Genomic DNA, 12,992 nt, shown 5'->3' with positions numbered 1-12,992 from the left:
TAATGGATAGTTGTAATGGACGGATGGGCTAGGCCCGTTCGCAAGAACAGGCTTGCGGCTTGGTCAGTGTTGTCTTCGATGCTGCCGTACCCTGTTGTGGTGGATGACGTTGTCGTCATCACGTTGTAGTCGTTCAATAGTGCCAGCAAGGGCATCTATAGCAGGGTAGAGCCTCCGTCTCCTGCGGTAGGATGCGGACGGCGGCGGAGTCTAGCACGGCAAGAAAAGCTGGGAAAAGTATTATTAGTAGGAAGAATACTGCTCAATGCTGTTTGTTATTAGGGTAAGCCCCTAATTTTTAGAGGCTAAGATAAGGAACTACATACGGCCGTAACTCTGCCAAAGGGGGCTTACCCATCCGACAGCGTGGCGGTGCGAGTGGTTCGATAGAGTGGCGGCAAGGAGGAGCGGCTCAGCCACAGCAGTAGGATAGCCAGCAGGCTGGTCAGCATCTCTGCTAATGGAAGCGCCAGCAAAAACGGCAGTTCTGGCCAATACAGCGGTAAGCCGAGCAAAAACAGCACCGGTAGAACCAGACCACGGCTGAGGGCAATGGTCAGGGAGGCCCAGGCGTGTTCCAGCGCCGTCAGGCTGGCGGAAACCAGCACATTAAAGCCATTAAAGACAAAGATCGGCCAGAGAATCTGGATAAAACTCAGGGTCAGGCTTTGTACCTCGGCGGAGCCTTGCGGGAGAAACAGCCGGCTGAGCCAATGCCCTCCACCTAGCAGCAGCGCGATCAACAGCAGGCTGAGGCTGGCGATCAGTACCGCCGCAATGCCAATAAAGCTTCGCACCCGGGCCCAGCGTTGGGCGCCGGCATTTTGTCCGACTAAGGGATGCAGGGCATCGACAATACCGTAGTAACTCATCAGCCCGACAAAAATCACGTAATTCACCAAGGTAAAGGCCGCCACCCCGTCGCTGCCGCTTTGCCGTAATAACTCGGCATTAATCAGCCAGAGTACCAGGCCAACCGAGAGTTCATTCACCAATTCAGATAAGCCGTTACGTATACCCTGGCCTAACTCTCGCCAGGCAGGGGGTTGTGGCAGGCGTAATTGGCGGCGGGGGCTGCGCCAATAGGTGAGTAAAACCGCCAGTTGTAACACCTGGGCCAGCAGCGTGGCCCAGGCAGCGCCTGCTAAACCGCTTTGCCAGACGCCGACGAAGAGGACATCCAGCAGCATATTGGCACAGGCCCCTACGACCAGTGCTTGAGTGGCGCGGCGACCATGTTGATCAGCGCGGACAAAGTAGTAGAGCACCAGAGTAAAGAGCTGCAGCAGCATGGCCCAGAGCATGACTTGCAGATAGGGCTGCATTAACGGCTGCAGTGCGGTGGGGGCACCCAGCAGCTTAAACAGTTGTGGCATCTGCCAGCTGATCAAGGCGAGATTGCCCAGGGTCAACAGCAGTACGGCCAGCAGGGCAGCCGTCAGTAAGGCACTGGCTTGCTGGGTTTTGCCCTGACCCAGCAAATGGCTGGCCCGTACGCTGCCGCCAATGGCCAGCGCCAAGGCTAGCGAAAACACCAGGGTAAAGTAGGGGATAAGCAAGGTGATGGCGGCCATTGCCTCACTGCCCAATACCTGTCCCACCACCAACCCATCAACCAGGGTAGCGCTGCTGATCGCCAAGAGGGCCAAGCTGGCGCTGCTGGCATAGCGTAAAAACAAGGGTAGGGGGGCGGAAGTTAAAACGGGATTGTGCGAGGTAGCTGTCATAGGGCCTGTGAGTGTAAAAAATGTAACTTTAATTTAAATGATAAGTTTTATCATTATCATTCTTTTGTCGTAGGCCGCCAAGCCTGTTTACGCTTGTTAGGATAACCCAGCCGGCGCTGCAGGCGTGAGCCAGGTTGGCAGGATGCCGCCAAGGTGGTGGTAGGGGATTAGCCCGGATGCTAGTTGCCCTGCTTTCTCAGTCTGTCGCGTCGGAATGTTCCGACTGTCAGCCATTGCCATGTCAAAAGGTTGGGACATGAGTCTTACGTCGAGAGAAATCGCAGAAGAAGCCTCTTTTCAGGCTTTCCTCAATTGTTATGTGCGTGAAGTGGAACCGGGACAGTGGTATCCGCAGACCACGCCGTCATCAGGGCCGCTTTGGCATCTGGCGTTGCCGTTAAAACAACACCAGGGCCGTTTATGGGTCGAGGTGCATTACCGCTCCCTGGCCGGCCGTCATCGCTTTGGTCAAGCCTGGCTATTAATGGGCGAGAGTGAAGAAACCCGTCTGGGACCACTCAATCCCTTCACCGCTTTATTGCTGCTTACCCAGGAAGCCTATCGTGGTTACTTGCAGGGCAGCGGGGTGGATACCCATGCCTGTGAGTTGGAGATGCTCTATCGCCTGGTGGATTCCTGGCAGATGATGGCGGCCTACTTGCAGCCTGCCATGCAGCGCGCTACCCCCTGCCCGAGCCAGCAGCGTTTTATCGAAGCGGAGCAATCGCTGGTCTACGGCCACTGGTTGCATCCCACCCCCAAAAGCCGCCAGGGCATGGCGGACTGGCAGCAATCACTGTACGCCCCGGAGCTGGGGGGGCGCTTCCAGTTGCATTGGTTTGCTGCGCCGCGTCAGTTGATCGCGGAAGGCGGTTTGCCTGGAGTGCAATTGGCGCAGCTGGTAGAGGATCTGCTCGGGGAGGATCAGCCGGATTTAGCCGCTGGTGAGGGGCTGTTACCTGTCCATCCGTTACAGGCGCAGTGGTTGCTAGAGCAGCCTTGGTTGCAACCGCTGCTGCAGGAAGGGCGCTTGCGTTCCCTCGGCCTGCTCGGCCGGGAGTTCAGTGCCACCTCCTCGGTACGCACCCTGTATGCAGCGGACTGCGCCTGGATGCTGAAGTGTTCGATTCCGGTGCGAGTGACCAACTCGGTTCGAGTCAATCGCGCCCATGAATTGGAAGCAGGGGTGGCCATGCAACAGTTGCTGGATCGTAGCGCCGCCCTAAGCCGTTATCCCAGCCTGCGTTTACTGGCGGACCCCGCCTACCTGACCTTAAAGATTGCAGGACGGGCCGAAAGCGGTTTTGAGGTGATCTTCCGTGAAAATCCGTTTACGCCGGAGGATAAGGGGGTGATTACCTTGGCGGCGCTCTGTGCTGACCCGTTACCGGGGCAGGCTTCGGCCTTGGCGATCCTGCTGTCACAGCTGGCAGAGCGCGAAGGGCGGTCGTTAGAGCAGGTCGCCAGTCAGTGGTTGGAGCGCTATTTGCAGATCAGCTTTATCCCCCTGATTAGCCTTTACAGTGATGAAGGGCTGGCGTTGGAAGCCCATCAGCAGAACTCGCTGGTCGATGTCAGCCAGGGCTATCCCAGCTGTTATTACTACCGTGACAACCAGGGTTATTACCTGAGCCAGAGCCAACAGGCGCGGATTTGTGCCCTGGTGCCCGGCATTGAGCAGATACCGGCGCTGTTTTTCAGTGATGAACAAATTCAGCAGCGCTTTGCTTACTACCTGTTGATTAACCAGTTGGGTGGCTTGATGAGTCGTCTGGGCAATGACCAGCTGCTGGATGAGGCCTATGCCCTGAGTCTGGTGGTGCGCTCTCTGAGCCGTCTGCGTCCATCCCTGGGGACGTTGGGGCGCAGTTTTATTGATTATTTGCTGAGCCATCAACAGATTCCTGCCAAGGGTAACCTGCTGACCCGTCTCTACGATGTGGATGAGCTGGAGGCCAGCAATGAGCAGGCGGTTTATAGCCTGATTGATAACCCCCTGCTACTGGCTGAAGTGGTGGCGTTACAGGAGCCTGACTATGCCGTGGCCTGATTATCTGCAAGCCAGTGCCAGCCAGCGGGTGTTGGGGCAGCTGTTAGCTGCCTTGTTCTATGAGGGGTGGCTAAAGCCGCAACCCTTAACCGAGCTGGAGCAGGACTACCCCTACTGGCATTGGCCGTTGGCAGGCTATGACTGCCGTATCCGTGCTCGCCGGGGTGCCTTTGGTCGTTATCGCTTGCAGGGTGAAAGTGCCCAGTATCGACGTGGCGATAGCTGGCAGCCGCTGGATCTGGAACTGGCCCTGCGTTGGTTAGAAATTGAAGGGCTGATGCGCCCTACTCTGGAACGGGAGCTGCGCCAAACCTTGGCCGCTTGCCGCATCAATGAGCAGTTGGATGTGACCCAGCCCCGTCGTCAGTTGCCTTACGTCCGTCTGGATGCGGCCCTGCATGAGGGGCATCCCTACCACCCCTGCTTTAAGTCCCGCACGGGTTTTAGTGAGGCGGATCATCTTGCCTATGGCCCTGAGGCTCAACCCAGCGTGCAGCTGGAATGGCTGGCTTTACCGCAGCAGCAGGTACGCCATCAACTGGGCTGCACGGCAGCGGAATTTTGGCAAACGCAGCTAGGTGAGGCGACCTGGCAGTTGCTCAGCCAGCGTTTACAGCAGCAGGGAGGGGATTGGCAGCACTATAGCCTGATGCCGATTCATCCCTGGCAGCGGCGTTATTGTCAGCAGCAGGGCAGCCTGCCGCAGGATGGGCGGGATGGCTATTGGCTAGGAGCGGCTGGCGATCGCTATTTGCCCAGCCAATCGCTCCGTACCCTGTTCAATCTGGATCGCCCCCTGGCGGCAGATATCAAGCTGCCCTTGAATCTGGTGAATACCTCTTCGCTGCGCACTTTGGAGCCACTGGGGCTGACGACCGCCGCCTGGCTTAGTCAGTGGCTGCAGCAAGTGATCGACAGTGATCCACTGTTGCAGCAACGCTATCCCTTAGGGTTACTGCATGAGTTTGGTGGCCAGCGTTGGCAGGCAAATGAGATCACTCAGGGCCAAATTGCGGTGTTGCTACGGGACAGTGTGGCCTCTGCCTTGCAGCCTGGGGAGCAGGCCTGTCCGCTCAATGCCTTGATGCTGCTGGAAGCAGATGGCAGTGCTTTTATCGCCCCCTGGATTGACCAATACGGTTTGCAGCCCTGGTTGCAGCAGCTGTTGGAAGTAGTAGTGATGCCGATTTGGCATCTGCTGGTGGGGCAGGGCATCGCCCTGGAAGCCCATGGTCAGAATTTGGTGCTAGTGCATCGCGACGGCTGGCCCTGTCGTCTGCTGGTAAGGGATTTCCACGAGAGCCTGGAGTACGTGACAGATTTTGTCGCTCAGCCACAGCTGCTGCCGGATTTTTATCAGATCGAGCCAGCCTATCGGCAAGGGCAACCTAACCAGTACTACTGGATGGAATCCCTGGAAGCATTGCGAGAGCTGGTGATGGATACCCTGTTTGTCTTCAACCTCAGCGAGCTCTCCGCCTTGCTGGAGCGCTGTTATCAGTGGCCGGAAAGCCATTTCTGGCGGCAGGTGGCAACGCGTCTGCAGCGCTATGCCGAGGAGCACGGCATGCAGCAGCGTCAGCAGCAACTAGGCTGGCAGGCGCAGTGGATCCAGGTTGAGGCCTTGCTCAGCCGTAAGCTCAGCGCAGATCCGGCGCAGGAGCGACATCGTTTGGTGCCCAATGCACTGGCACCTCAGCAGCAGGCCCTGGGCAACGGGCGTGCAGCCGAGGCCGCCCCTTCTTTATTTCCCTTTATCGTGAATGGTCGTTAAGCCCTATGTTTTATCTCAATGAAGAGTGGGTCAGTCAGGACACTGTGCAGGCCTGGCAGGCTATGTTTGCTCAACATCCCCAGTTACAAGATCTGCAGTCCTGGCGGGTAGCCGTTTGCCTAACGGATACCCGCCATTGGCTGGCCCTGCTGCTGTACATCCGTGACCAGGGCGGCACGGTATTGCCTATTCACCCTGATACGCCTTGGGAGGCAGCGCAGCGACTGGCGCAGCGAGCGGGTTGTAATGCCCTGATCTGGCAGGAGTGGCAAAACTGGCAGAGGGTGGAAGTGGAGCAGCTGGCGCCAGCGGGTTGCCTGCTACAAATGAGTTCAGGCACCACCGGTGAGCCCAAGTGTATTGCCCGAAGCTGGCAGAGCATTGCACAGGAGGTGGCAGCCTATATCCAGCATTTTCCGGAGCCCGCGCAAATGACGCCGCTGCTAGCCTGTCCGGTTAGCCACTCCTATGGCCTGATTGCCGGCTTTTTAGTGGCACTGGCCCGTGGTCAGCAGCCCTATGTGCTGAATACCACTAACCCCAAGTTTGTGCTGAAGCAGATGCTGAGTTTGTCGCAGCCATTGCTGTATTCCTCCCCGGCGATGCTGCATACCCTGGCCCGTTTATTGCCCCCGGGGCAGCGTCTGCATGCGGTGATGAGCTCAGGCACCCTGTTGCCTGAACCCTGGTTCCAGCTGTTGCGGCAGCGCTGTGATTACCTGTTCCAGCAGTATGGCTGTTCTGAGGCCGGTTGTATTGCCATCAGCCGTGACACCCAGCAGGCCAGCACTCTGGGCTTGCCTTTACCCCATTTACAGGTGCAGGCCGGTAGCCCACAGCAGCCGCAGGAAATCCGTGTGTTGCGGGATGAGGGCGAGGTGGCGACCCAGGATTTAGGCTACTTCGATGAGCAGGGGCGGTTGCACTTCGTTGCCCGTCAGGACGACACCATTATTGTGGCGGGGCTCAATGTTTACCCCCAGGAAGTTGAGGCGGTATTGATGGCCATGCCGGGGGTGGAGGATGCAGTGGTCTTCAAGCGCCCCGACCCTTTTAGTGGGGAACGGGTCTGTGCCCTAGTGGTGGGGGCGGTGCAATGGGAACAGGTACGGGCCTGGTGTCAGCCACGGCTGGCTCCCTATCAAATCCCCCTGGAGGTGCAGGCGGTGATGGCGCTGCCGCGCCAGGCCAATGGCAAGATTAACCGGCGCCAGCTAGCCCAGGTATATGCGCTAGGAATGCAGTCTATGCAGGAGGCCGGCTAATGCAGCAGATGAGTCAAGCCGAGATCGTGCATGCCATTGAGCAGGTGCTCAAGGTGAGCATGGCTTACCCCCATGCCCAGCGTTTCCATCCGCAGGCGCGCTTGAATCAGGATCTGTATCTGGATTCTGTGCTGTTGATGCAGTTGCTGGTGCATCTGGAACTGGAGTGGGGGTTGAGTGTGCCTGACAGTGCCTTGAATAAAGAGCAGCTGGTGACGGTGCAGCAGTTGGCTCAGTTGCTGGCGGCACCGCAGCAGCCTGCCAGCGAGGTCGTTACGGAAGAGTATGACGATATTAAGGTGCACTGTGTGGTGAGTTGCCTGAGTGCGGCAGTGAAGGCCGCGGCGGGGGATCAGCGTCCCTTTTATTTTGGCCTCTGGGATGGTGATTTTGCCATTAATGAGCAGGGAGCCTTGAACTATCACCATGCCAGTTTGAATCATCAGGGCTATTGCCGCTGGTTTGAGCGTCTTTATGGCGTGGAGGTCAAACAGTGGTATGAGCCTGCCCTTAGTCAGGAGCAAAACCTGGCCAAGATGGAGGCCTTGCTGGCGGCACGCAGTCCGACGGAGTCGGTGATGGTGATGCTGGATCTGTACCACCTGCCGGAGCGTGAGAACAAGTTCAACCAGAACCCCTTTCCCCATTACGTCATGCTGGAGCAGACGGAAGACCCCGACACCTGGTTAATGTTGGACCCGGACTTCCGTTGGCAGGGCAGATTACCTCGGGCGCAGATACGTCAGGCGATTCTGCAGCCGAGTGTCGCAGGGGGCTTTCACTTTGACCGGGCAAACCTGCGTGCCCCTCAAGTGGCTGATATTGCCGCTTATTTCGTCGAGGGTTTTACCTGGCAGCAACCCCTGACAGAGGCCATGCGTGAGGTTATTAGTGGGCACTGGCAGGGGCGTTGGCCGCTGGCGCAGCTGGGCTTTGCCCTGCGTGAGCTGCCGGTGATCTGCGTACGCAAATATGCCTATGAGCATGGCTTTGCCTACTTTTGGCGGGCATTAGGCCGGGATATGGCGGAGTTTGAACAGCACTGTGAGCAGATCGAAGCCTTGGTGCAGGCCTTCAAACGGCTGCACTATCTGGCCATCAAGCTGGCAGAAAGTCCCAGTGAGGAGCTGTATCAGCAAATCCATGCCTTGCTGCGCCAGATGTTGCTGCAAGAGCAGCAAATTAAAACCTGTCTCTACCAGGCCTACCAGGCTTGGTGTCAGCAACAGCAGTTGGATGCCCCTGTGGCGGAGGTGGCCTGATGCAGGTTCATCTTTGCACCATCAGTTTTCGTCATCATCTGTTATCGCTGCAGCAGCTTGCCCCCTGGGCGCAGCAACAGGGCTTTGCTGGCATTGAATTATGGGGCATTCACGCCCGCCATCTGTACGAATCCTCACCGCAGTTACAGGGGGGCTGGTTGAGCCAGTACCAGCTACGGGTGCCGATGCTGAGTGATTATCTGGATCTGAATGCCCCGGCGGCACAGTTGGAGGCTCAGGCCTTGGCTCTGGCGAAACTGGCGCGCCATTGGCAAGCGCCCAAGGTGCGTACTTTTTCCGGTAATAAGGGCAGTGCCGAGGTGTCAGAGGCAGAGCGTCAGCGTTGGACCCAGCGCCTGGCCGAAGTGGCACAAATGATGGCTGAGCAGGGTTTGCTACTGCTGGTGGAAACCCACCCCCATACCCTGGCTGATAGCGGTGAGGCGACTCTGCGACTGTTGGAAGAAGTCAACCATCCTGCCCTGCGTATCAACTTCGACACCCTGCATGTGTGGGAGGGGGGCGGTGACCCATTACAGTGGTACCGGCGTCTTGCCCCCTGGGTAGCCCATTTTCACCTGAAGAATATCAGTGCGGCGCAATACCTGAGTGTGTTTAGTCCCGCCAATGTTTATGCGGCGGCGGGAAGTCGTCAGGGTATGGTGCCGCTATTTGAGGGGGTGGTGGACTATCGTCACTTTCTCGCCCCTTTGTTAGGGGATGGCCGGGTAGAGGTGTCGTTGGAGTGGTTTGGTCCTCAGGTACAGCAGGTATTGGCAGAGGACTTACGTCAATTGCAAGCCCTGCAGGCGCCAGTACGGCGTCAATCGGCCTAAGGAGTGTAACAAGTGTAAAGAAGGTGGCGATTTACGTAGATCGAATTAAGATGCAGGTCGCAATTCGAATGAGAATGATTATTGATATGATCATGACAGCTACGGAAAGTTAGCCATGGCAGAGCAAAGACAAAACCAGGGGCTGGTGTGGTTGTTGGAGTCGCCCTACGCCAGTCAAACGATTGAGCCATTACAGCGTCAATTGAGTCAGTGGGGGTATGACTGCCAGCGTCGTCCTCGCCATACCCTGGTGGAGGGGGCCGGGCTATGCGTATTAGCCCTGGCCCAGGCCAGTCAATGGCGAGAGTGGAGTCAGGGACCGCAGCAGGCGGGGTGCCCATTGGTGGTTCTACTCGAAACGGGAGGTACGGAAGAACGTATTCAGCTATTGCAGCAAGGGGCAGTTGAGGTATTGACAGCTCCCTTCCACCCACAGGAATGTGCCCTGCGTATTCAGGCCTGGTTACGCTGGCAAGCGTCAGGACCTGCTCCGTGTAATCAGCGCCTGCAACTGGACAAGCGTTTGTATCAGGTGCGTTATGGTGCCGCTGAGACCAGTCTGACCCCTACCCAATTTCGCTTACTGCAGGTTTTGGTTGAGCATCCGGGACAGGTACTCAGTAAGAGTTATCTGTCCGAACAGGTGTTGCAGAAGCACTACTGTAGTTTTGACCGTAGCCTTGATATGCACCTAAGCCGGGTACGGCGCAAGTTGATTGAGCTGGGTGTGCCTGCGGATCGGCTGCAAACCGCCCATGGTCAGGGCTATCGCTTCCAGTAGGGATGCCTGGGAGGAAAACGTAACAGTTGTAAAAAAGGTTTACAGTAGGGTTGTTGATAATAAGAATTTTGCGCAAATGAAAATCGTTATTATCAACGGATGGAACACAGAATGACTCAGACTGTACAGCCTAAGACCCCTCTTACCCTGGTGGCCGTGGCAGTGGCCGCTGCCATCAGCCCCGCTTGGGCGCAGGCGCAAACCTTGGTCAACAACGAAAAAATCGTGGTGGTCGGCAAGGTAAAGGCCGCTAGCGAGACGGTAGTTGATCAGCAAGCGCTGGAGAAAAAGCAAGCCGCCACTCTACACGATGTGTTTAGTGGTGAGCCCTCGGTGGCGGTGGGTGGCGGGAGTTCAGTCGCGCAGAAGATTTATGTGCGTGGCCTGGAAGACACCATGCTGAATGTCACCATCGATGGTGCGACCCAAGCCGGTTATATCTACCATCACCAGGGGCGTTTATCGGTGGAGCCTGAGCTGTTGAAGCAGGTTGAAGTAGAGGCGGGCGCGGGCGCCGCTACCTCTGGCCCCGGTGCGCTGGCTGGTGCGATCCGCTTTGAAACCAAAGATCCGAATGATCTGTTGAAGGATGGGCAGAACTTTGGCGCGACCCTGAAAACCGGTGGTTCGACCAATGCGGATGCTGTTAAAGGCAGTGCGACCCTCTATGGTCGTCTCAATGATAACTGGAGTCTGATGGGCACCTGGTCCGGTGCTGACTACGGTAATCAAAAGGATGGTAAAGGTCAGGTGCAGCAGTATACCGGCAGCGAACAGCAGGCGCAGTTTGCCAAGGTGGTGGGTGAGTTTGACAGCCAGCGCCTGGCACTGAGCTATGATCGTCGTCAGGATGAAGACTACCGTCTGCATCGCCCACACTGGGTGCCAAGTAGCAAAAATACCCCTCTGCAACAAGAAACTCTGCGCGAAACCGTCAGTGTTAACTATGGGTTAAACCCAGTGGATAATCCTTTGCTGGCGCTGAAGGTTAATGTCTATCAGACCGAAGCTTCTCTGGAGCATATCAATGGCCCTTACGGTACTTACAAGGGCAGCCTGAAGAGTAATGGCTTGGACCTGCGTAACACCAGTGAACTGGGCAAGCATGCCGTTACCTACGGGGTGGATTACCGCGAGGATAAAGGTCGTTTGGCGGGGAGCGGTAATGTGGATCGCGAAGAGGGCAGTGTAAAAGGGATTTACCTGCAGGATAACTTCCAGGCTACAGAACGCCTGCTACTGAGCTTTGGTGGACGTTACGACTCTTACAAGCTGGATGAGCCTCGAGCTAAGCAAAGCTTTAGTGAAAGCGGCTTTAGCCCCAATGCTGGGTTGGTGTTTGAGGTGAACGATAACCTCAGCTTCAATGCCAACTGGGCCAAGGCACTGCGTGGTACCCAGGTGAAAGAGTTGTATGTACTGGACTACTACAAAAATGCTGCCGACCGTCGCGAAGAAAAGGCACGCAACTATGAATTGGGGGTGGACTACCACCAGGGTGGTTTCCAAGCCTCAGCTAAGGTGTTCAACACCAAGATCGATGGGGGAGTGGGGCAGGTTTCCAAGGCAGTGCTGGGTAATCTTGGCACCCTGGAAAATAAAGGCTTTAACGCCCGGGTCGGCTATAGCTGGGATAGCTTCAGCACTGGGCTGAGCTTTAGCCGTGCACGTCCAGAACTTAATGGTCAGCCCCTGTCTGATGAGAGCCTGGCGATTGGTACAGCCATTGGTGATACCTGGGTGGCGGACTTTAACTACCGTGCCAGTGACTCACTGGAGTTTGGCTGGCAGGGACGCTTTGTTGAGCGTTTGACTAACGTCGCCTCTGGTTTCCAACCTAAAGCAGGTTATGTGGTACATGATGTTAATGCTCGTTGGCAGCCCTGGCAGCAGCATGATTTCAGCCTCAATCTGGCGGTGAAAAATCTGTTTGATAAGCACTATTACGATCACGCCACCTATGCCAATACCGGTGCTGTGGCTCAGGGTCTACCCGAAGCGGGTCGTGATATTCGTTTAACCGCTACGCTGGTGTTCTAACGCCTGTTTCGTTGCAAGGTAGCCGGGCTCTGTGCCCGGCCTGACCAAGGAAAATTCGCATGCAAGCAAGCAAAAAACTGTTATTAGGCGTGGGATTAAGCGCCTGGATGGGATTGGCCCAGGCCGCCACCACCCTGACGGATTTGGCCGGTCGCAGTGTCACCCTGCCGGAAAAAGTCGAACGCATTATTTTGGGTGAAAGCCGTTATATTCCGGCACTGGCGATCCTGGAACAGGATCAGGTGGTGAACCGGGTGGTGGGCATGATGGGGGATATGCAGGCGATTGACCCTGATACCTATCGTCAATACCAGCAGGCTTTTCCCAATATCGATCAAATTAAACGCTTTGGTCGTGGTTCGGCGGAAACTTTCAGTCTGGAGCAAGCATTGGCATTGAAGGCTGATGTGGCCATCTTTGGCTTGGAAGGGCACGGCCCAGGGGCACGAGATGCAGAGGTGATCAATACTCTGGAGCAGGCTGGGGTGGCGGTGGTGTTCATCGATTTTCGCCACAGTCCGCTGGAAAACACCCCCCGCAGTATGGAAATTCTTGGCGAGGTGTTAGGTCAGCAACAGCGTGCAGCAGACTATCTGGCTTTTTACCAACAGGAACTGAATAGGGTGACCGAGGTACTGGCTAAGCGAGAAGGTCAGGCTCCTAGTGTGTTCCTGCATAGTCGTGTGGGTTTAAGCGATGACTGCTGTGAGGCGATGGCGAAGGGCATGCTGGCAGATTTGCTGGCGATCACTGGCGCGAGCAACATTGCAACAGAGTTGTTGCCAGGCAGTGTTGGCGTGCTGAACCCGGAATACCTGATTACCCGGCAGCCAGATATTTATATCGGTACAGCCATTGGCTCCAGTGAAACCCAGGATACTGACCCGCAGTACTTGGTATTAGGCACCTATATCAAACCCGAATTGGCCCAGCGTTCACTGCATACCGTTACCAGCAAAGATCCGCTGGCCCAGTTGAATGCCGTGAAGGAAGGGCGAGCCAGTTCGCTGTGGCATCACTTCTATAACACCCCGCTGAATGTGGTGGCGGTGCAGGCGATGGCCAAATGGGTGTATCCGCAGTTGTTTGCTGAGCTTGAGCCTCAGCAGACCCTGAGCACCCTGTACCAGCGTTTTCAGCCGGTTCCTTTAGAGGGAACCTACTGGATGACCATGCAGTAAGTGGCTGAACCCCTTCAGTCTCTGGCCAGCCCTGTGCTGGCCGCTTGCTTTTCTAACGCAGATGACGTGATCAAAA

Annotated in this window: 9 protein-coding genes; 8 read left to right on the top strand and 1 reads right to left on the bottom strand. The window is 56.5% G+C overall.

Annotated features, from left to right (window positions below):
- Positions 1 to 350: 350 nt before the first annotated feature.
- The gene (locus Q334_RS19120; protein WP_051527792.1) at positions 351 to 1,727 is read right to left on the bottom strand and encodes an MATE family efflux transporter; all 1,377 of its coding nucleotides are present in this window, start codon (positions 1,725 to 1,727) and stop codon (positions 351 to 353) included.
- A gap of 256 nt (positions 1,728 to 1,983) precedes the next feature.
- Between Q334_RS19120 and Q334_RS0113000 the strand changes: the two genes are divergently transcribed.
- From Q334_RS0113000 to Q334_RS0112965, 8 genes are all read left to right on the top strand, one after another.
- Positions 1,984 to 3,777: an IucA/IucC family protein gene (locus tag Q334_RS0113000; RefSeq protein WP_035461611.1), complete on the top strand. Its 1,794-nt coding sequence runs from the start codon at positions 1,984 to 1,986 to the stop codon at positions 3,775 to 3,777.
- On the top strand, positions 3,764 to 5,551 hold the full coding sequence (locus Q334_RS19115) for an IucA/IucC family protein (RefSeq protein ID WP_051527791.1): 1,788 nt from the start codon (positions 3,764 to 3,766) through the stop codon (positions 5,549 to 5,551). The genes Q334_RS0113000 and Q334_RS19115 overlap by 14 nt, the downstream gene beginning before the upstream one ends.
- A 5-nt stretch (positions 5,552 to 5,556) precedes the next feature.
- On the top strand, positions 5,557 to 6,816 hold the full coding sequence (locus Q334_RS0112990; protein ID WP_027313588.1) for an AMP-binding protein: 1,260 nt from the start codon (positions 5,557 to 5,559) through the stop codon (positions 6,814 to 6,816).
- Positions 6,816 to 8,078, top strand: coding sequence for a DUF6005 family protein (locus Q334_RS0112985; protein ID WP_051527790.1), 1,263 nt, complete (start codon positions 6,816 to 6,818; stop codon positions 8,076 to 8,078). The genes Q334_RS0112990 and Q334_RS0112985 overlap by 1 nt, the downstream gene beginning before the upstream one ends.
- Positions 8,078 to 8,914 carry a sugar phosphate isomerase/epimerase family protein gene (locus Q334_RS0112980; RefSeq protein WP_027313586.1) on the top strand — a complete coding sequence of 279 codons (837 nt, stop codon included), beginning with the start codon at positions 8,078 to 8,080 and terminating at the stop codon, positions 8,912 to 8,914. The genes Q334_RS0112985 and Q334_RS0112980 overlap by 1 nt, the downstream gene beginning before the upstream one ends.
- A 115-nt stretch (positions 8,915 to 9,029) precedes the next feature.
- A complete protein-coding gene (locus Q334_RS19110; protein ID WP_051527789.1) occupies positions 9,030 to 9,695 on the top strand; it encodes a response regulator transcription factor in 666 nt (221 codons plus the stop codon).
- 111 nt (positions 9,696 to 9,806) lie between these two features.
- Positions 9,807 to 11,735 (top strand): TonB-dependent receptor domain-containing protein, encoded by a 1,929-nt coding sequence (locus Q334_RS0112970; RefSeq protein WP_027313585.1) that lies wholly within the window; start codon positions 9,807 to 9,809, stop codon positions 11,733 to 11,735.
- A 59-nt stretch (positions 11,736 to 11,794) separates the two neighbouring features.
- A complete protein-coding gene (locus Q334_RS0112965; protein ID WP_035461608.1) occupies positions 11,795 to 12,916 on the top strand; it encodes an ABC transporter substrate-binding protein in 1,122 nt (373 codons plus the stop codon).
- Positions 12,917 to 12,992: the final 76 nt, after the last annotated feature.

The organism is Balneatrix alpica DSM 16621 (genome assembly GCF_000619885.1).
Lineage (GTDB): Bacteria > Pseudomonadota > Gammaproteobacteria > Pseudomonadales > Balneatricaceae > Balneatrix > Balneatrix alpica.
This window is presented reverse-complemented; position numbering and strand designations above follow the sequence as displayed.

Coding starts and splice junctions, on each gene's coding strand:
- Q334_RS19120 (WP_051527792.1), bottom strand. CDS start 1,727: ATGACAGCTACCTCGCACAATCCCGTTTTAACTTCCGCCCCCCTACCC.
- Q334_RS0113000 (WP_035461611.1), top strand. CDS start 1,984: ATGAGTCTTACGTCGAGAGAAATCGCAGAAGAAGCCTCTTTTCAGGCT.
- Q334_RS19115 (WP_051527791.1), top strand. CDS start 3,764: ATGCCGTGGCCTGATTATCTGCAAGCCAGTGCCAGCCAGCGGGTGTTG.
- Q334_RS0112990 (WP_027313588.1), top strand. CDS start 5,557: ATGTTTTATCTCAATGAAGAGTGGGTCAGTCAGGACACTGTGCAGGCC.
- Q334_RS0112985 (WP_051527790.1), top strand. CDS start 6,816: ATGCAGCAGATGAGTCAAGCCGAGATCGTGCATGCCATTGAGCAGGTG.
- Q334_RS0112980 (WP_027313586.1), top strand. CDS start 8,078: ATGCAGGTTCATCTTTGCACCATCAGTTTTCGTCATCATCTGTTATCG.
- Q334_RS19110 (WP_051527789.1), top strand. CDS start 9,030: ATGGCAGAGCAAAGACAAAACCAGGGGCTGGTGTGGTTGTTGGAGTCG.
- Q334_RS0112970 (WP_027313585.1), top strand. CDS start 9,807: ATGACTCAGACTGTACAGCCTAAGACCCCTCTTACCCTGGTGGCCGTG.
- Q334_RS0112965 (WP_035461608.1), top strand. CDS start 11,795: ATGCAAGCAAGCAAAAAACTGTTATTAGGCGTGGGATTAAGCGCCTGG.